12 protein-coding genes and 1 tRNA gene are annotated in these 19168 nt (G+C 52.3%); 7 read left to right on the forward strand and 6 right to left on the reverse strand.

Annotated elements, in window-relative coordinates; genetic code table 11:
* A partial coding sequence (locus AB1690_08650) for a hypothetical protein (protein MEW6015378.1) occupies positions 1-1894 on the reverse strand: 1894 nt, incomplete at its 3' end.
* A gap of 352 nt (positions 1895-2246) precedes the next feature.
* Here AB1690_08650 and AB1690_08655 point away from each other — a divergent pair.
* The 5 genes from AB1690_08655 to AB1690_08675 all read left to right on the forward strand — a co-directional run bounded on the left by AB1690_08655 (position 2247) and on the right by AB1690_08675 (position 9584).
* Positions 2247-2567: a hypothetical protein gene (locus AB1690_08655; GenBank protein ID MEW6015379.1), complete on the forward strand. Its 321-nt coding sequence runs from the start codon at positions 2247-2249 to the stop codon at positions 2565-2567.
* A 559-nt stretch (positions 2568-3126) separates the two neighbouring features.
* Positions 3127-4068, forward strand: coding sequence for an NAD(P)H-dependent oxidoreductase subunit E (locus AB1690_08660; protein MEW6015380.1), 942 nt, complete (start codon positions 3127-3129; stop codon positions 4066-4068).
* Positions 4069-4102: 34 nt separating this feature from the next.
* On the forward strand, positions 4103-7288 hold the full coding sequence (locus tag AB1690_08665; GenBank protein ID MEW6015381.1) for an NADH-ubiquinone oxidoreductase-F iron-sulfur binding region domain-containing protein: 3186 nt from the start codon (positions 4103-4105) through the stop codon (positions 7286-7288).
* 5 nt (positions 7289-7293) lie between these two features.
* Entirely contained in the window at positions 7294-7971 is a 678-nt protein-coding gene (locus tag AB1690_08670; GenBank protein MEW6015382.1) for a 2Fe-2S iron-sulfur cluster-binding protein, read from the forward strand.
* A 29-nt stretch (positions 7972-8000) separates the two neighbouring features.
* Positions 8001-9584 carry an FMN-binding glutamate synthase family protein gene (locus AB1690_08675; protein ID MEW6015383.1) on the forward strand — a complete coding sequence of 528 codons (1584 nt, stop codon included), beginning with the start codon at positions 8001-8003 and terminating at the stop codon, positions 9582-9584.
* 85 nt (positions 9585-9669) lie between these two features.
* Here AB1690_08675 and AB1690_08680 read toward each other — a convergent pair.
* Positions 9670-9742: transfer RNA gene (locus AB1690_08680), tRNA-Glu, on the reverse strand.
* Positions 9743-9850: 108 nt separating this feature from the next.
* Here AB1690_08680 and AB1690_08685 point away from each other — a divergent pair.
* On the forward strand, positions 9851-12334 hold the full coding sequence (locus AB1690_08685; protein MEW6015384.1) for an ATP-binding protein: 2484 nt from the start codon (positions 9851-9853) through the stop codon (positions 12332-12334).
* Positions 12335-12364: 30 nt separating this feature from the next.
* Here the strand turns inward: AB1690_08685 and AB1690_08690 are convergent, their stop codons facing one another.
* The 4 genes from AB1690_08690 to AB1690_08705 all read right to left on the reverse strand — a co-directional run bounded on the left by AB1690_08690 (position 12365) and on the right by AB1690_08705 (position 18282).
* Complete coding sequence (locus AB1690_08690) at positions 12365-13504, reverse strand: metallophosphoesterase (protein MEW6015385.1); 1140 nt, start codon at positions 13502-13504, stop codon at positions 12365-12367.
* A gap of 224 nt (positions 13505-13728) precedes the next feature.
* Complete coding sequence (locus tag AB1690_08695) at positions 13729-15723, reverse strand: fibronectin type III domain-containing protein (protein MEW6015386.1); 1995 nt, start codon at positions 15721-15723, stop codon at positions 13729-13731.
* A gap of 328 nt (positions 15724-16051) precedes the next feature.
* Entirely contained in the window at positions 16052-16894 is an 843-nt protein-coding gene (locus AB1690_08700; protein ID MEW6015387.1) for a hypothetical protein, read from the reverse strand.
* A gap of 74 nt (positions 16895-16968) precedes the next feature.
* The gene (locus AB1690_08705; protein ID MEW6015388.1) at positions 16969-18282 is read right to left on the reverse strand and encodes a hypothetical protein; all 1314 of its coding nucleotides are present in this window, start codon (positions 18280-18282) and stop codon (positions 16969-16971) included.
* A gap of 322 nt (positions 18283-18604) precedes the next feature.
* On the opposite strand from AB1690_08705, the gene AB1690_08710 reads away from it, so the two are divergent.
* A partial coding sequence (locus AB1690_08710) for a GAF domain-containing protein (protein ID MEW6015389.1) occupies positions 18605-19168 on the forward strand: 564 nt, incomplete at its 3' end.

Genomic DNA, 19168 nt, shown 5'->3' on the forward strand with positions numbered 1-19168 from the left:
ACTCCTCCAATCCTTCCTGAAGCCCGATTCCCTGACGGCGCGCTTCTTCCAGAAGCCACGGCGCCAGACGGGCAATAGCAAGGGCATGATGATTTGCCGCGGCGGTATCATTCTGGTCAATCGCTATCCTTGTCAGAAAATAACGGGAATGCCAGTCATATTCATTCAGGCTGACCGCCCGATTGAAATAATATTTGGCGCTATCGATATAATTCAAACGGTAAAAAGCCCGCCCAATCCCGTAATTCAGTAGAAAATAATCCTCCCCCAAAAATTGCCGCGCCTGCTCAAAGCAGAGAATGGCGTCAACAAATTCGCCGGCGTTGTAATTGTCGAAACCGGCTTTAAGATTCTGCGGAAAGCCAACCTCCGGTAGGACAGTATCCCGCGTCATATCAACTTTGCCCCATCTTCTATAGAGCGAAACCCAGCGCATCACATTCTCTCTGGGAAAACCGATAGGAAAGTAATTCTTGCGAAATTCGGAGTGGAGAAACAGAGCCTGTTCCGCCGGCGCCGACGGCTTATATTCGGTCGAGAAAAAAATGAAATCGGGCGATTGCTCCAGAAGATACCGCGAGTTGAAACGGCGCTCTTTCCAGGTAGATTGCAAGCCGGGGATATGCTCCGGATTACGAGCAATATGACGGTCGGTCAGACCGAGCATATCGATGACTCTGTGTCCCGGAAGAGCGTACCCGAGCATCCCGATGGTGCTCGCCGCAATCGTAAAATCGGTTCCCATATATCTCCGAAGCATCATCGAGGCATATTCCATCTTCCCCACCAGCGCTTTTTCCAGATGTCGATAAGTCATGGTATGATTATACCCCCGATAAAAACTGAAACCCGAAAGTCCCGTCAATAATACCACCGTAATCGGCTTAGCCATTTTCGCAGCCGCGCGCCATCGCCTTGACGCTCTTTCCACCAGCGCCACCATTCCCAACCCGAAGAGAAGGGATAGCGGCGCCAGAAGCGGCACGAAGAAGCGATAGACTTTCAAGACATCTCCTCCAATCCAAACAATATAGAGCAGAGAGACGGCAATGTAGATATATAGAAGAGAATACCGCTTCCAGAGGAACGGCGCCGCCGCTATTGGAATCAGGAATACCAAACCGTACAGACCGGCGGTGGTGCAATAAAACCATACATACTCCAGTCCGCTGACTATATATTCCAGTCCCACGCCGCTCTTAGCGTAGAATGAATTCGGTAGAAGCTCTCCATAGTACGCTAACTTGAACAGGGCATAAGGAAGAAGCAGAACTCCGTATATCAGGAGAAGCTTCCAGGGAAATCTCCGGTTTCGATACAGGCGATACAGCAAAATCGCAGCGAGCGGCACAACGCCATCAGGACGAAGCAAGGTGGCAATAGCCAGAAGCCATGGGGTTAGTGACGGTTTTCGGTACTCAGCCAGAAGGGCGCCCAGGGTCGCCAGGGCAAAAGCCGCGCTCTCCATACCGGAGGTTGACCAGTACGGCAACGCCGGGCTGGCAATAAGTAACAGCGAACCGCTCAGAAAGCAAAGCCATTCCCCTTTTTGATAGTGAGTCGCAATCAGCAGAAAAAGAAGCCCAAACAGCGACACTCCACAAGCCAGACCCAGAACGCCGGTAATCAATTCATACTTGACCCCTGTTATCAGATTTATCAGCGATATCAGTATCACCCAGAGGAAATTAGTGTACCCCTCAATCCGCTCTCCGATATTAAACACCAATCCATTTCCATTCAGGAAATTGGCGGCATAGCGGTATGATATATAGGCATCGTCCTGTTTAACTTCAAGCAGATGGCAAAGGTAGAGAAACCCGGCTATCAAGCAAAAAAAAAGCAATATGGTCGGGGTGGGCCAGTGATGCTCTCCAGAACTCTTATCAGACATTCTTTATCCTGCGGAAAAACCCAAATATATCCCTTTTGGCTGATAAAGTCAAAAACTCAAGTGAACAGGCTTGGTTCTTTACTGCTGGATGGGTTGATTGGCAGCGGGTAATTTTTACCCACCGGTGAAATTATCCCCGCGCGCTATTCAAATTAGACAGCACTGGTCTAATATACCCTTCCAAGCCATTTAATCGCCACCCCGCAATATATTAGAGTAGTTATATAGTGGAACAGCCAATCTATTTTTGAGTTCGTTGGTCTCTGACCCGACTCTCCATTTTTTCGGCACAGCAATTGCCATTAATAAATTGCAGAGAGATGAAAGCAGCCAAAAAAATTGGGAGAGACTGATGCCTAAACGAATTACCGAAAGAATTGTTACTGACCGCGAGAGTCCGGCGCCGCCTGCGATAGGACCGGTCAGCCTCTGTGCTACCTGTGATTCTGTTCAGACCTGCGTATTCTTCAGCGAGCACCAGGGAGCGATACAGTTCTGCGAAGAATACCTCGCCGCCACCGATTCTCCGGCGCCGAAACTTGAGACAGCTTTGGCCGTCGGGACGACCGTGAGTACCGACGCCAAAGGGCTCTGTGTCAACTGCCAGAAACTGTCCAGTTGTGTTTTCATCCGTCCCGCCGAAGGGGTCTGGCATTGCGAAGAGTATGCTTGAGCTGTAAGCGGTGCGTCTGATTCTGGAGGTTGAACCTTTTTCATCCCTGGTTAACCAGGTCAATATCCATCATTTGCTGACCAGCAAGGAATCTGGCGAGTACGGGCATTCCTCAGGTGAGAATCTACTCGCCGGGTAATAATTCCTCACTTAATAACAAAAATCACAAACTCCTATCGTAATACTACACTTTTTTGTCGTCCCTGACAGGTAAATTCAAGTTTATTATCGGCAACAGCTTACAGGGGACAAAATCAAGTTCGTTTTCCTCTTGCGGAGAAGCTCCGTTTTGATTAAGATGGCATATATGTTATGGTACACTAATTGCTCTATCTTTGAGAAAATGCCTATAGTTTTGTACAAATGATACTCCGAGGTGGAGATATTCGTTGCTTGGGAGGTTGGGGGCTTTGGCTTAGTCCTCGAGATTTGTCCGGTCAAGAACACCGTCCCTGTCAGATTTATCTCAATTTCAATCGTCGCTTCGGATGAGATTCTTATATGACTTCAAATACTTCCTGATACAACCCGGGAGGATGACTTTGAGGAGGAATGATTGATGAATTCAAACAGCGCTGTTACAGATCTCTGCTCGACCTGTAACTACTTCGCCACCTGCACCTATCGCCAGGGACGTGAAGGTCCGATTCAATACTGCGAAATGTTCGCCGAAATCATAGACGGTTACGGAGGCGCGCACGGAGGGATTATAGCCTCACTCGAGGAGATTCAATCCAAGTACGGATATTTGCCCCCGGAAGCGCTCAAAATGGTGGCAGAAAAGACCGGTCGCTCGTTAGTTGATGTGTATGGGGTAGCGACTTTCTATCGGGCATTCAGTCTCAAGCCTCGGGGGCGGCATCTGATATCGGTCTGTCTGGGTACAGCCTGCCATGTTCGCGGCGGACCTGCCGTAGCGCTCGAGATAGAAAAGCAGCTGGGCATCCAGGCCGGTAATACTACCCCGGACCAGGAATTCACTTTTGAAACTGTCAACTGCCTGGGGGCATGCGCTCTCGGACCGATTGTGGTCATTGACGGGCATTACTTCTCAAAAGTCCGACCCAATATGGTAAGAGATATACTTGATAAAGCGCGGTCAGGTCTGGACCGTGTCGAAATAGTTACCGACCAGCGCATTTTCCCCATAGACGTCAGTTGCGCCCGCTGTAATCATACTCTTATGGACCCGCGACACCTTATAGATGGGCACCCTTCCATCAGGGTTACCGTCGCGTTTGACCACAAACACGGGTGGTTAGCGCTATCGAGTCTTTATGGAAGTTACAACACTGAATCCGAATACGAAATACCACTCAAAACCCTTGTGCAATTTTTCTGTCCCTACTGTCACGCCGAATTGCTTGGCGGTTCCAAGTGCGGCGAGTGCAACGCCCCTATGGTTCCGATGATTGTTCGCGGCGGTGGGATAGTTCAAATTTGTTCGCGCAAAGGTTGCAAAGGGCATCTGCTCGACCTGAGCAGCGCCCTGGTTTATTGACAATGGGCGGAGAAACTATGGAGGACTTGAAAGAATGAAGAGACTTGCATCTACAGCAGAATTCAAAGATTTCCGCCGTCGAATTCTGATTGAAAGAGACCTGAAATACGACATGCCGACGCTGGTGGTTTGTGCCGGCACCGGGGGGCAAGCCAGCGGAGCGAATGACATTATCAGGATTATCAAGAGATATATTCTGGAACATAATCTTCAAGAGAAAATCGCCTTTAGAATAACCGGCTGTCAGGGTTTCTGCGAAATGGACCCTTTTATTCTGGTTCAGCCGGGCCGCAATCTGTATCCGAAATTGAAGATGGACGATGTTCCGAAAGTAATTGAGGCAGCCCTGGGCGGATATATTGAAGAAGACCTTATTTATCGCGACCCGCGGTCGGAAAAGAAATATGTTAACCAGAATGATATTCCTTTTTTCCAGAAGCAAACCAGAACCATCCTGGGAAACAACGAACGATTAGATCCTATTCGCATACTCGATTATATCGAGCAGGGCGGCTACTCCGCTCTGGAAAAAGTGCTATGCAATCTCAACCCGGAATGGATAGTCGAGGAAGTGATCAAGTCGGGATTGCGGGGTCGGGGCGGAGCCGGATTCCCTACCGGTCGCAAATGGGACCTGGCGCGGCGCTCGGGCAAGAAAGGAAAACAGAAATATGTCGTGTGCAACGCCGATGAAGGTGACCCGGGAGCATATATGGACCGCAGTCTTCTGGAGGGGAACCCCCACGCAATACTGGAAGGTATGATTATTGCCGGTATTGCTATCGGCGCGACTCAGGGATATATCTATGTCCGTAGTGAATACCCGCTTGCCATTAAACATTCCCTGATAGCTATCCGTCAGGCGCGTGAAATAGGTATTATTGGACAAAACATACTTAATACCGGCGTTGATTTTGATATTCAGATTGTGCGGGGGGCGGGAGCCTTTGTCTGCGGCGAGGAAACCGCTCTCATTAAATCCGTTGAGGGTTTCATGGGCGAACCGCGCCAGCGTCCCCCTTATCCTATCGAAAAAGGGATTGGCGGTTGCCCCACCTGCATAAACAATGTTGAAACTCTCGCCAATATCCCGGTGATTATAAGTAAAGGGGCAGATGAATTTGTTAAAGTTGGTGTCCCGGGCAACACCGGCACCAAGATATTTTCTCTGGTCGGTAAGATTAAGAATACCGGGCTGGTTGAGGTTCCCCTCGGAATCAAAATCAGCGAAGTAATTAACATAATTGGCGGTGGTCCGGTCGGTGACGCCAAGATAAAGGCAATTCAGACCGGCGGTCCTTCCGGAGGCTGTATTCCGGCAAGCATGTTCGACCTCCCCATCGATTTCGATTCCCTCGCCAAAGCCGGTTCCATCATGGGCTCGGGCGGATTGATTGTGATGGACGACCGCACCTGCATGGTCGATGTCGCCAAGTATTTTATGAACTTCCTTAAAGATGAGTCCTGCGGCAAATGTTTCACCTGTCGCAAAGGGACACAGCGGATGTATGAACTTTTGGATGATATTTCGAAGGGGAACGGCACTCTCGAAAAGCTGCAACTTCTGGAAGAACTGGCGCTGGTAGTGAAAGATACCACCATGTGCGGTCTCGGGCAGTCGGCGGCAAATCCGGTTCTTTCCACGATCCGCTATTTCCGCAACGAATATCTGGAGCATATTATTCACAAACGCTGTCCGGCGGGAGTCTGCAAGGAGCTGGTCGGGGCGCCCTGCCAGTCGAGCTGTCCGCTGGGCACGGAAGCCTGGCGTTATGTGGCGCATATTGCCCGCGGTGAGTACGAGCAGGCTTATCAGGTCATTCGCGAAGCCAATCCTTTCCCCTCGGTCTGCGCCCGTGTCTGCAACCATCCCTGCGAGGAGCATTGCCGCGCCGGCGCCAGCGGCGGTCAGTCGGTCGCTATCCGCGCTCTCAAACGGTTTGTCACCGACCGAATCGACCCCGCATCTTACAAGCCGCATAGATTCGCCGATGCCGATGACAGCAGCCCCATGGTGGCGATTGTCGGCGCCGGTCCGGCCGGGTTGACGGCAGCGCATTATCTTTCCCTCAACGGTTATCGTGTGACGGTCTTTGATTCGGAGAAAAAGCCGGGAGGGATGATGTTCACCGCCATTCCGCCGTATCGTCTGCCTCGGGAGGTCATCGAAAAAGAGATAGAATCGCTTGTTGACGAGAATGTCGAACTGAAATTGAATTCCAGCCTTGGAAAAGAATTCAGCATCGACAGCCTTTTCGCCGACGGTTATAAATCGGTCTTCCTTGCTCTCGGAGCCCACAAGAGCAAAAGGCTCGAAATCGAAGGAGAAGATGTCCAGGGAGTATATCCCTCAATGCAGTTTCTCCGCGGTTACAATGTTCAAGGCAAGAAACTGGCTCGCGGCAAAGTTGGCGTAATTGGCGGCGGAAACTCCGCCATCGACGCCGCCCGCGTGGCTATCCGCCAGGAAGATGTCGAAAGCGTGACGGTCTTTTACCGCCGCACTCAGAACGAGATGCCGGCTTTCGAAGAGGAAATAGAAGCCGCGCTGCAGGAGGGAATCATACTCGAGACCCTGGTCACGCCGCTGCGCGTTCTTTCCACCAACGGCCGTCTGACCGGCATTCAATGCCTGCGCAACAGCCTGGGAGAACCTGATTCCAGCGGCCGGCGGCGACCGGTCCCAATCGCGGGAAGCGAGTTTGTCGCCGCTCTCGACACTCTTATAGTCGCCATCAGCGAAGGTTCCGATATCGATTGTATTTCAGTGGCAAGCTCGATGAAGATTGACACCGATGAAAAGGCCAGTACTGTCAAGGTCGATTTCGAAACGCTCTGCACCAACCGCCCCGGCGTCTTTGCCGGCGGTGACCTGACTACCGGACCTAATACCATTGTCGATGCCATCGCGGCCGGGAAGAAAGCGGCAATTATGATTGACCGCTACATCCGCGGCGAGACGCTCCGTCAGCCGGGCCAGGTCCGCCTGCCGCAAATCTATGTCGAGCCGGCTCCGGCTTGCGACCAGCCGCTGGCGATGGAAACCAGGGTCGATACTCCGCGCGCCGCCGTGCAGTGGCGCAAACGGGGGTTCGCCGAGGTCGAAATGTCGCTGACCGTAAAGGAAGCGACCCGCGAAGCCTGTCGCTGCCTGCGTTGCGACCTCGAATTCACCAAGCCTCCGACACCGGAGAAAAAACAGATTCAAGTAGGAGGTTAAGATTTATGGTCACTCTTAATATAAACGGCATTGAAGTTACCGTAGAGGATGGCACCACCGTCCTGGAGGCGGCCCGCTTTCTCGGATTCCCGATTCCGACCCTCTGCCATATGGAAGGCCTCTCCCCTTACGGCGCCTGCCGTCTCTGCGTTGTCGAAATCGGACAGGAGCCAAAATCCCGTCTGGTCACCTCCTGCACTTATCGCGCCGAGGAAGGATTGATTGTCAGAACCGCTTCATCGCGGGTGATGAAGGCGCGCATGATGATTCTGGAACTTCTGCTGGCATCTTGCCCTCAATCCAAAGTGATTCAGGATTTAGCCTCCAAGTTTCAGGTTCGCCAGCAGCGATTCCGCCAGGAGCATGAAGATTGTATTCTCTGCGGATTATGCGTTCGGATGTGCGAAGAGCAGATGATGGCAAAGGCGATAGGATTCCGCGGGCGGGGCGAGAAGCGGAGTATCGGAACCCCCTTCGATATCCGCTCGGAGCAGTGCCGCCTGTGCGGAGGATGTATGTATGTCTGTCCCGCCTGCCAGCTGCGCTGCACCTACACTGAGCCCGACAAGGCTATTTGCGGCGGATGCGCCAATATTCATCCCCCTTGCTACATCAAGGAGCAGTTTGACGATATGATGTGCTATATGGACCCCTGTGTCGCCTGTGAAATAATCAAGAAATAATATGATGAAAGTATAGGAGGACTAATTAAATGACTTACTCGAGAGTAAATGCCACGGCGGCGACCCTGACAAAGAACAGAACTGAGCACTCGGTCGTGCCCGTCTCCGGAATGTGCGTCACCTGCGTGGACGGATGCGTCGGCATGTGCGAAATCGGCAAATCAGCCTATCGCGGACATGAGGTTATCTATCCCCAGCCGTTCGGCGTCATCACCACCGCCGGCGAGAAAATCTATCCGGTTGATTACTCCCACTTCAATATCAGCGGCACCGCTGTCGGGGCGCACGGTATTGAAGCCGACAGCGATAAAGCGATATTTCCCAATGTCAACCTCGAAGTCCATTTCGGTCATGATAACGGAGTCAAATTCCGTCTTCCCTGGATAATTCCCGGTATCGGCTCCACCGATATCGCCAAGAACAACTGGGAAGGATTGGCGATTGGTTCGGCGCTTGCCGGCACCGGCTTGACTATCGGCGAAAATGTGGTCGGTATGGATATGGAATCGGTCATACAGAATGGCCGGGTGGTCGATACGGTTGACCTGAAGAGACGAGTCAATCTCTATAAGGACCATATGCGGGATGGCTATGGCGCCATTATTGTGCAGGCAAATATCGAAGATACCCGTCTCGGCGTCCAGGAATATGCCATTCAGAAACTGGGTGTGCATATAGTGGAACTGAAGTGGGGACAGGGCGCCAAGAATATCGGCGGCGAAGTTAAAATCCGCAACCTGAAAAAAGCCCAGACTCTGTATGAAAGAGGGTACGTCGTCCTTCCCAATCCGACCGACCCGAATGTAATCAGAGCCTTTGAGCGGGGCGCATTCAAAGAATTTGAAAGGCATTCCCGTGTCGGCATGGTGACCGAAGAATCTTTTGCCACCCGGGTTCAGGAACTTCGCAACGCCGGCGCCAAATATGTATTTTTGAAGACCGGCGCCTATCGTCCGGCTGACCTGGCGCGCGCGATTGCTTTTGCATCGAAGTACAAAATCGACCTGCTGACGGTTGACGGCGCCGGCGGCGGCACCGGTATGAGCCCCTGGCGGATGATGAACGAATGGGGCGTGCCGCCGGTGGAACTTCATTCCATGCTGTACTTCTACGCCAAAAAACTCGCCGACAAGGGGAAGCATGTTCCGGCGCTCGCCGTCGCCGGCGGTTTCACCTTTGAAGACCAGATTTTCAAAGGACTGGCTCTGGGCGCACCCTTTGTCAAACTGGTCGGTATGGCGCGCGGACCGATTGCGGCAGCCATGGTCGGCAAGACCATCGGCAGGACTATCGACGAAAACCAGCTGCCGGTTTATGTCGAACGATTCGGCAACAGTATTGACGAAATTTTTGTCACGGCTCATGACCTGCGCAAGGAGCTGGGGGATGCCGCCTTCGAGAAAATCCCCACCGGCGCCCTCGGCTTGTACACCTATTATGAGCGTCTGGCGCAGGGACTTCGCCAGTTAATGGCCGGAACCCGCAAATTCGCCATGAATCATATTTCACGTGATGATATCTGGGCCCTCACCAAAGAGGCTTCGGTAATCAGCGGCATCCAGTATGTGATGGATGTGGATAAGGCGGAAGTGGAGAAGATACTCAATTTCTAAATTCTGTTCATCCCCACTCAAACGGCCGGGAATCTTTCCGGCCGTTTTTTTTTGTCATTTTTGCGTCAGCGGGGGAAAATAAAAATAGCGGTACGGGGAATCGAACCCCGGTTTGATGGCTGAGAACCACCCGTCCTAGGCCACTAGACGATACCGCCAGTAAATCCAACGAGCGGCTAATATAATACCATCCATCATTTTGTCAAGTCCGCTTGTTTTAAACGGCAGTGGAGACTATATTACCCCAAAATCTGACAGGAGGTGCCATGCCGGCTACTAAACATAATAGTCTCAAACCGTCCGACCTGACCCCCAATATAAATCTCAAGAAACTGAAAATCATCTCTTCCCGGGATATCCCTCCCTGCAAGAATATCATCGGGCAGGACCGAGCCATAAAGTCTATCGACCTGGGACTGAAGATTCATACCCGCGGATACAATATTTTCGTTACCGGGCTGGTAGGCACCGGCCGTACCACCACTATCAAGCATATCTTAGAAGAGCTTGATACGGTCAAGCCGGAACTCTCCGATATCTGCTATGTCAACAACTTCCGCGACCCCGATTCCCCCCTGGCGCTGGTATTCAAAGCCGGACTCGGGCGGCAGTTCAAGCGCGATATGGAGTACTCTATCTCCACATTGCGCAAATCGGTTCCGAAAATTTTTCTCAGCGAGGACTATAAAGACAGACGCAATCGCATCGGCTCCGATTTCACCTCCCGTCAGAAACTCCTTATCGATGAGTTCGAGAAAAAGATGATTGCTGACGGATTTGTCATGGTGCAGCTGCAGGTCGCCCTGGGGGTCCGCAATGAGCTTCAGCCTCTCGTTGATGGCGAGCCGGCCCCGATGGAACGGTTGGAGCGACTGGTCAGGGAAGGGAAATTTGCCGCCGACCGATTCGAAGAGTTGGGCAAGAAATATGAAAAGCTGCATCGCGAAATGGGAATTGTCGAACTTGAGGTCAAAAAACTCGCCGCAAAACTGGAGCAGGCTCTGGAGAAACTCGATTACTCCCTCATCGCCCCGCTGGTCATAGACAAGATTGATGTTCTAAAGAAGAAATATGCCGACTCAAAGGTAGTCGCTTATCTTGATGCGGTGCAGGAGGCGCTTCTCAGCGACCTCGACCGCTTCCGCGAAGCCGGTCCCCGGCGGGGAGAAGAAGAGGCGCCGCCTTTCCGCAAAAAAGAACCGTTCGAGGAATTTGCCGTCAATCTGATTCTCGATAATTCCGAGACCAAAACCGCCCCTATTGTCATCGAGCACTCCCCCACTTATCGAAACCTTTTTGGCGCCACGGAAAGAGTCGTGGACCGCTACGGCTACTGGCGCACCGATTTCACCCGGATCCGCAGCGGTTCCATACTGAAAGCTCTGGGAGGATTCCTGGTCATTAACGCCATGGACCTTCTCACCGAGCCGGGAGTCTGGCATCCTCTCAAACGAACCCTCCTGAGCGAACAGCTGGAAATCGGCAGTTTTGACCCGTTTTATATGATGGCCGGCTCCGGATTAAAACCGGAACCGATTCCGATTAAACTGAAAGTGGTCTTGATTGGGGAGCGACGTCTCTACGACATGATGCTCAGCTACGAAGAAGATTTCAAGAAGATTTTCAAAATCAAGGCGGAGTTTGACCATGTTATGCCTTTCAGCAACCGCGCCGTGCGCGAATATGTTTCATTCGTAAGAAAGGTGACAGACAGCGAAAACCTCCCACCGTTCGAACTCTCCGGACTGGAAGAAGTGCTGGCATACGGATGCCGCCTGGCGGGTCGTAAAGACCGCCTCTCCACCCGCTTCACCAACATTTCCGACCTGATTCGCGAGGCGTCGCTTTGCGCTTCGGAGAAGAATCATAAAGTTGTGACCGGCGTGGATGTCCGCTGCGCCGTCCGGCATGCCACCGAGAGAGTCAATCTCATCGAAGATAAGATTCAGGAGATGTATGAAAAGGAACTCTACCTTGTCTCCGTGAAAGGAAAAGCGGTGGGGCAGATAAACGGGCTTTCCGTCTATGATACCGGCGAGCATAGTTTCGGCCGTCCTACCCGCATCACCGTCCGGACTTCGGTCGGACGGGCCGGCGTTATCAATATTGAGCGGGAGGCGGAGCTTTCCGGTCCTATCCATAATAAAGGAGTTCTGGTGCTTTCCGGATACCTTCGGGGTAAATTCGCCCGCAACAAACCGCTGGTGATGTCGGCCTCTATCTGCTTTGAGCAATCTTACTCGGGAGTGGACGGCGATTCGGCATCATCGACAGAAGTTTATGCGATTCTCTCGGCATTATCAAACGCGCCAATCGACCAGGGAATAGCGGTAACCGGGTCGGTCAATCAGAAAGGTGAGATACAGCCGATAGGGGGAGTCAATCAGAAGATTGAAGGCTTCTTTGATGTCTGTAAAATCAAAGGACTGACCGGCAAGCAAGGCGTGATAATTCCCCGGCAGAATGTGCCGGAGCTGCTCTTAAAACCGGAAGTGGTCGAAGCGGTGGCGAAGAATCGATTCCATATATATCCGATTGCGACCATAGAAGAAGGGATTGAAATACTGACCGGCAAGCCGGCCGGAAAAGAACTTCCCAAAGGAGGCTTCACCAAAGGTTCCGTATTTGACCTGGTCGATAAGGCGCTCGATAAGTTTGCCAAGCAGATAAAGGAAAGTGGTGATGGCGATGGTGAAGCGGCGGAGCGCAAAGCGCGGGCGCTGGCGAAACGGAGAGCAAGGAAGAGATAGACGCCTCCCCTTTTCAGTTCTTTTCGGCGCCTAAAGAGGGCACGCTGGACTGCCGCCTCCTTTATAAAGAAAATCAATTTGACGCACAATATCGATAATGTTGATGGGACCATCACCATCGGCGTTCATCCCATCCGGGCAATTGGATACTCCCCCTGATTTGTATAGATAGGAGATCAGAAAGGTGATATCGAGCATATTGATGCTGCCGCTGTTGTTGGCATCGCCCGCCACCACACAGCAATCATCCCTGTTTATTAGGACTACGGAGTCTATCAAAGTCCCCGGGGGATATCCGGAAATAGACCAGAAATAGCTTCGTAGAGTATCATGACTGGCATTAATGACCATTGCGCCATAGTTGCCGTTATAACGGACCATGCTACCCGCAACAAATCCGCTCACCGGAAACCCATAAATCGAGCGTCCGCCTAAACCATTCACAAAATACAGAAATTGATTGCCGTCACCGTCGTCATCCCGATGAATTCGCTCATAGGTATGATCGTGCCCCGATAACAGCAGGTCTGCCCCCCATTCTTCATAAGGCCACTGCATTACGGGAGTAGAGCCGTGACTGGTCGATGAGGAAAACGGCGCGTGATGCATCACCACAATATTCCAGGGTTGGACCGATGTCTCTAACTGATTTCGAAGCCACTGGGCTTGCGCAGAAGTACTGCTGATACCGCTCGGCTCCAGGATATTGCTGTTGACAATGAAAAAATGCACCGGTTCGATGATTACATCATAATATCTCTCATTATTCGACGACAAACTCGATAGCACGCCGGCGCCCGGAAGTGAGAAATAGTTGAGATAAGCGGTCAGACCTCCCCCATCAGTGTAATCATGATTCCCCAGGGAAGGAAAAAAGCGATTAGTATCGGCGCCGGCACCATAGATTCCAGTATAATCTCCGATATACTGGCTGTAAAACTGGCCTATATTGAAATCGATGGAATTTGTCCCATAACTGTTGTCGCCGGTGGTCACCACAAAATCAGAAATCCACTGCGCAACCATCGCCGCCACCGCCGCTTCATTGGCGCTGCCGCTTCCAAAATCCCCTATAACAGCAAAGCCCACACTGTCTGAGCCGACCGCGCAGACGACAGCCAGAAGCGCAATGCCGGTATTTAAGAGAATCGCTCGCAGTAAAAAACGCACTTGGACACCTTTACCGAACTCAGAAATATGGAGAATTATAACGACTCATCCCCTTTGATCCAAGTGAAAGTTGACTTCGGATTCTCCCCTGTTTTCGGATTCCAATGATTAAATAGTTAATTCATCATTTGATACGATTGCCGACCCTGGGCGTTTTAGACAATCGAAGCAAACCGGGACACTATCTTGTTAAGCCCCTGATTTGGTCAATGCGGAGGGGTCGTTTAACGCACTATCACCAGTTTTCCGTTCCGCTCGGAACCTTTCAGAAACCAGAGATAGGTGCCGGAGGAAACCGGTTCTCCGGAATCGTTGGTGCCGTCCCAGGTGAGGTCATCACCAGACAAATTGCTCCAGCTCCGAACGGTTGAACCGGAGACTGTCATCAGCACCAGGTCCGCGCCTGACGGCAAGTCAGTGAAGGTGACATTGGCGTTCAGATGGGGATTATAAGGATTGGGGTAGGCATGGGTTGCCGGATTGAGAGAAAAACCGGCGACCGCGCTATAACTGAAGTCATTGGCGCGCGCCCGCCAGAAGTAAGTCTGATTTCCTTTCAGGGTTTCATCCACTTTCCAGGAGGTAGTCGCCCCCTCCTCCTGGGGGACAGGAGGAGAGGTGACGACCAGGTTGATGAAGAAGGAGTCGGTCGCTACTTCGAAGTAGTACCGATTGGCGCTTAAAGCATTAATATTGGCAACGGTCAGAGTCGGTTTCGATGAATGGAGATTAACAAATGACGAGGGGCTCAGAAGCTGCACCTGCATATCGTTATCGTCGGTGGAAATCTCCACCTGCGCCTGGCAGTATGTCAGATTTGAAATGAGCGAGGCGTTGCTGTTTTCATCGCAGGCTTTCACCGCCACATAGTAATACTCCCCCGGCGTAAGACCCTCCATGGTCATCGATTCTATCGTCCCTGACGACAGCGGGGTCGGAACGGCGGCGTACGAGGCGGCGCTGTTCCAGTTGAGCTCGGTAATCAGGCTCTGCGAGAATTTCAAAATATATTCAGTGGCGCGCCCCAGGGTACCATCATCGCCGGGGGCAGTCCAGGTTAGATTGATTTCGCCGCTTTCGATACCGGTTTCGGCGCTCAAGTCCTGAATCGGCGCCGGCGGTGTCTGGTCAACGGTGCTCCGGCTTACAACATTCGAGATGCCTGACCAGTTGGGAATTTCATCAGCAACCTTCACGGCGAAGAAATATTTTGTTCCCTGATTCAAACCGGTTACCGTGAAAGATTCGTTCTGCCCGGCCGGTTTCGGAGTCGGTTCGCCGGTTGCCTGAGTTGCGGCATTGAAATTCGCCGCGGTGATGGAGTCGGTGGAGTAACGAACGTCATATTGCGAAGCGGTTCCAAAGGTGCCGTCATCGCCGACCGATAGCCAGGTCAGGGTGACGGAGTTGGCGGTGGCGGTAGTGGCGGCAAGTGAATTAATAGCCGAGGGAGGTGTAGTTTCACTTGATGTCGCCCGCGAGGCAATATTGGAAAGGGCCGACCAGTTAGGGACTTCATCCGCTGTCTTGATGGCGAAATAATAGGTAGTATTCGCCTGCAGACCGTTGACGACAAAAGTCTGGGCGCTGCCTGCCGCCAGCGGCGTCGGCTCGCCGGTCGCCTGGGTCGCGCTGTTCCAGTTGGCATCAGTTATTGTAGCGGTCGAATAGCGGATATCATACTGCGCCGCCGTGCCGACATTGCCGTCATCGCCCGGAGCCGTCCAGGATAAGGTGACACTGCTGGTGGTGGAGCTGGTTGCCGCCAGAGTGGTAATTGCCGACGGCGGGGTCACTTCCGCCGTGGTCGCCTTGGTGACTACATTGGATAATGCCGACCAGTTGGGGACTTCATCGCCGGTTTTGATTGCAAAATAATAAGTGGTGCTTGGCTGCAAACCGGTAACGTCAAAAGTTTCAATCGACCCGGCCGGTTGCGGCGCCGGCTCATTTGATACTTGAGTGGCGCTGCTCCAGCTGGCATCGGTTATCGGTGTCAATGAGTAACGAATATCATACTGTGACGCCTGCCCCAGGGAGCCGTCATCACCCGGCGCCGTCCAGGTCAAGGTCACCGAATTGGGAGTGGCGGCGGCGGCCGACAAACCTTGCGGCACCCCCAGCGCATTCCCCGGCGCCAGCGCCGTAAAGAGCAGCAAGCCAAAGACAAAATACTCTATCTTACGCAGTACTACATGTGACTTCAATGTTCCAGACATATCTCCTCCTGCAAAAGGTCCGATCCCAAAAATTTAGACAACAGCCTATATCTATATCCAAATTCCGTGCCGGTACCGGAATGATTGCGTAAAGCCTGTTTTCAGAAGACCTTACTCGGACACAAACTTCTTTTTGCGCCCTGTTTCAAGCCCCTTGTGCCGTTCAATAATGAACCAGTGCCAGAGTTTTGAGCAAAAGGTCAGGATAAGTACATCGAAATCGTCATATTAAGGGGGATTGCCATCTCTAAAAAAATTGACCGCCGCCGGAGAGCCATTCAATGGCTCTATCCGAAGGCGGTAGGATGGAGTTGTGGCTGTCTGCGCTCTATTTGTCCAGCGCTACCTTCAAATCGATTCCCCAAACGTAGTTGAGATTCTGTCGGACTCCCAAAATGAAGTCCTCATCAAGCGGCGCTGTCAGATGCAGGCAGGGCGTTAGCCGGTCGAAGCTGACGCCGAGTCTGAATTTGAAGTATTGCAGATTCCTCTCTCCAAAATCCAAGTCACTTTCGGTCAGCCAGATTTTTGAACCCAGACCGATTCCGAAATTATATCGATTCTTTTCGTAGAGAAATTCGATAGTCCCTTGCGCCAGAAGTTCATCATCCTCTTCGCTGATGAGATACAGAGCAGGTCCCAGCAGCATCCTGATAGAATATCCCGAAAGAGAAACAATTTTGTATCCGCCTGATGCGTAAACTGTAGTCACTTCCGGCAGATAAGCTTCGAATTGCTCAAAGTCGCTGAAAGCGCCAATAAACATGGCACCGGTCTTGTCGTTCTCCTCTGAAATCAAAGAAGGTCGGAATCCGAGACCGAAGAGTGGCGAAGAGCCTGGTAATTCGAAGCGAAAACCAAGATAGGGATTGCCGAACAGGAGTTCCGCTTCGCGGCTGCTATTGCCGCCGAGGTCGTAATGAGAGAACGGCAGTTCTCCCACAAAATAGAAACCGCCGGGAAGCTCTGCCTGTCCGCGAAGAATCAACGCAGATGTTGTTAGAGTGAGTTCGTTTTCATGGCTGAAGCTCGCTTTGGAGACGCTAAGGCTGAATTCAGAGTGGCGGGAGCTCTCCAAAAGTCTTCCTTCCGCCCGGCTGTCATTACCAACTGCTGCCAGAAGAAGCGTCAAGGCGACACCCAACAACTTTCTTGATTTCACTTCTTTCATCTTACTCACCTTCCTTTCAGGTTCAATGATTCATTAACTCAGTCAGGAGCCCCCTTGCCTGACTTTTGCCTGGTTCAAAAAGCTTCGCATGCCGCTCCGGTCAAACCGGCCGCTCCCAATTTTGAAGAAACCGGCTGCCAATCGCTGTCATAGCAGCGAACCTCCTCCAGAAAACCGTTGACTCCGCTGGAGCGGACCACCAGACGGCTAAACAGTTTGCCGCTATTCGGATCCGTTGACAGCCCCAGCTTCTGGTATTTGGAGCCGAGCGCCTCCCATCGGGTGCCAACCATATATCCGGAGTGAATCTCCCGCACTTCGGCCAGCATCGGCGCGCCGGTCGGTTCGCCGGTCAAAGGATTCACCGGCACCACCGTCAGGGTGCCGCTGGCGAAGAAACGAAATTTGTAGCGGCCGCTTTCAGTCCATTCCACTGTCTGCGTCAGATGCACCGGTCCCTGAACATAGAGGTAGTCGTACGCCGATGAGGCGCAGAACGGCTTGGGAATGGTTTGATTGAAATCGATGACAAAATCCTGCGTTCGCACTTCTGAAGCCCGCGTCACTTTCTGCGCCAGATTCAGAATCAAGGCCTGACCGTCAGTGCCGATAGGAACATCTTCGCTTACATCCCCCAGCGGTCCGCCAATAGCGGCGCGTAGCTCCACCGGCAGCCCGTTGTAGATAATTGCCGGGATGGTCCGGAAGGGGGCGTCATTAATGCTTCCAACCGGAATCATCGGGATATTGGGGTCAAGCAGTCCGCTGCGGATGAAATCGGCAATGACCAGCTGTTCGGCTAGTTCCCAGTTGATAACCTGATGGTCGGTGGTTCCGGGAATCAGAATCTCGAAATGGGCGTTACCGATTGTCCACTCCCCGGCTTTAAAGAGCCGCAAATGGAAGCGCGCCGGTCCATAATCGCCGCAGGCGAGTTGAACTACTCCCCCCAGCCAGCCGATATTCTCGGCGTAGCCGGTCTGGACATCGCCGATAGCGTCATCCCAGGTGGCGTTGAAGGGGGCGGCTGGCGGAAATCCGAAGGCGGACCGGTCGCCATCCAGCGACATCAACGCCGCCCGGATATCACGCGGGTCAGCCTGTCCTACGAAAATCAGGTTCACCGGGTCCTGAGGCTGTCCCGAGAAATCGTCGCCGGTGTAGGGCCAGAAACGAAGCGCCTTGTCGTCAAAAGCGACATCGACCAGCGGCGCCGGCGCCTGGAAATCGGCCGTGAGACTTGACGCCGCAAACAGCTCGTTGAACTCCTGGTCGGCGCTTTCAAGAGATCTGTCGTTGTTTGACAGGGTCGGCATCTCCTTCTGACAGCCGACTACCCCCAGGCAGAGGGCGCAGAGCGTCAGGGTAATAAATGTTCCGATTCTCATCTGTAACCTCCTCCTTAAATGGTTAGGTTGTGATTAAGTTTGATTTTTTGACGGTGACTGGTTCACCGCCATTGACCGTTTCGAGGAGTGCTATTGCAAGAGCAATGCCGACTGCGCCACGAGCGCCTTCTGTCGCTAAGATGTTGCCGCGCAATCTGAGCGGGTGACATGAAAGTTATCTACCTCAATTGATGATGGGTAGTTCTTATCCAGTATTGATGGCGCGCTGGATACCTGCTATCTGCCTTGCATAACCCTTGACATGAATATCAACTTCTTTATATTTAGATTTGACCCGAAAATCATCCCCGGAGAATCTGGTATGAATGATGAGCCGAAAATCGAGCGGCTGCAATCAGCGCTGGAAGAACTGCGCAGTATCAACCGTGTGGTCGATAAGGTCAGCCGCACCCGCGAAACCAACCATATCATGTCAATTATCATTGATGAGTTGGTGACTCTTTCCACTGCTGACCAGGGGATTATCAGCCTTATAACGGCCGAGAAGAAGGCGGAACTGACCACGGTAGTGCGCAAAAACCAATCTAACGGAGAAATACCATATCAATTAAATGAGCAGATTACCGGTTGGGTGCTCAAGAACAAGGCGATTCTCAAGATTGATGAAATCAAGAGCGATGACCGCTTCCCCGGCCTCGCTGCTGACGGCGGCAATTATCAGGCGGTGGTCTGTTTTCCGATGATGGCTCGCGGCGAGATTATCGGCCTGACCACCCTGGTGCGCCATCGCGGAAAAGAGGCATTCAGCGACAATATCTGCCGGGTCGCCGGCATTATTATCTCACAAACCGCACAGATACTGAGCAACGCTATTCTCCTGGAGGAACTGGCGCGGAAGAATAAATTACTGGAAGTCTCGCAGCGG

Source organism: Candidatus Zixiibacteriota bacterium (assembly GCA_040753495.1).
Taxonomy (GTDB): domain Bacteria; phylum Zixibacteria; class MSB-5A5; order GN15; family PGXB01; genus DYGG01.

Excerpts from the sequence above, each read along its gene's own strand:
- AB1690_08655 (MEW6015379.1), top strand. The coding sequence starts at position 2,247 with ATGCCTAAACGAATTACCGAAAGAATTGTTACTGACCGCGAGAGTCCG.
- AB1690_08660 (MEW6015380.1), top strand. The coding sequence starts at position 3,127 with ATGAATTCAAACAGCGCTGTTACAGATCTCTGCTCGACCTGTAACTAC.
- AB1690_08665 (MEW6015381.1), top strand. The coding sequence starts at position 4,103 with ATGAAGAGACTTGCATCTACAGCAGAATTCAAAGATTTCCGCCGTCGA.
- AB1690_08670 (MEW6015382.1), top strand. The coding sequence starts at position 7,294 with ATGGTCACTCTTAATATAAACGGCATTGAAGTTACCGTAGAGGATGGC.
- AB1690_08675 (MEW6015383.1), top strand. The coding sequence starts at position 8,001 with ATGACTTACTCGAGAGTAAATGCCACGGCGGCGACCCTGACAAAGAAC.
- AB1690_08685 (MEW6015384.1), top strand. The coding sequence starts at position 9,851 with ATGCCGGCTACTAAACATAATAGTCTCAAACCGTCCGACCTGACCCCC.
- AB1690_08695 (MEW6015386.1), bottom strand. The coding sequence starts at position 15,723 with ATGTCTGGAACATTGAAGTCACATGTAGTACTGCGTAAGATAGAGTAT.
- AB1690_08700 (MEW6015387.1), bottom strand. The coding sequence starts at position 16,894 with ATGAAAGAAGTGAAATCAAGAAAGTTGTTGGGTGTCGCCTTGACGCTT.
- AB1690_08705 (MEW6015388.1), bottom strand. The coding sequence starts at position 18,282 with ATGAGAATCGGAACATTTATTACCCTGACGCTCTGCGCCCTCTGCCTG.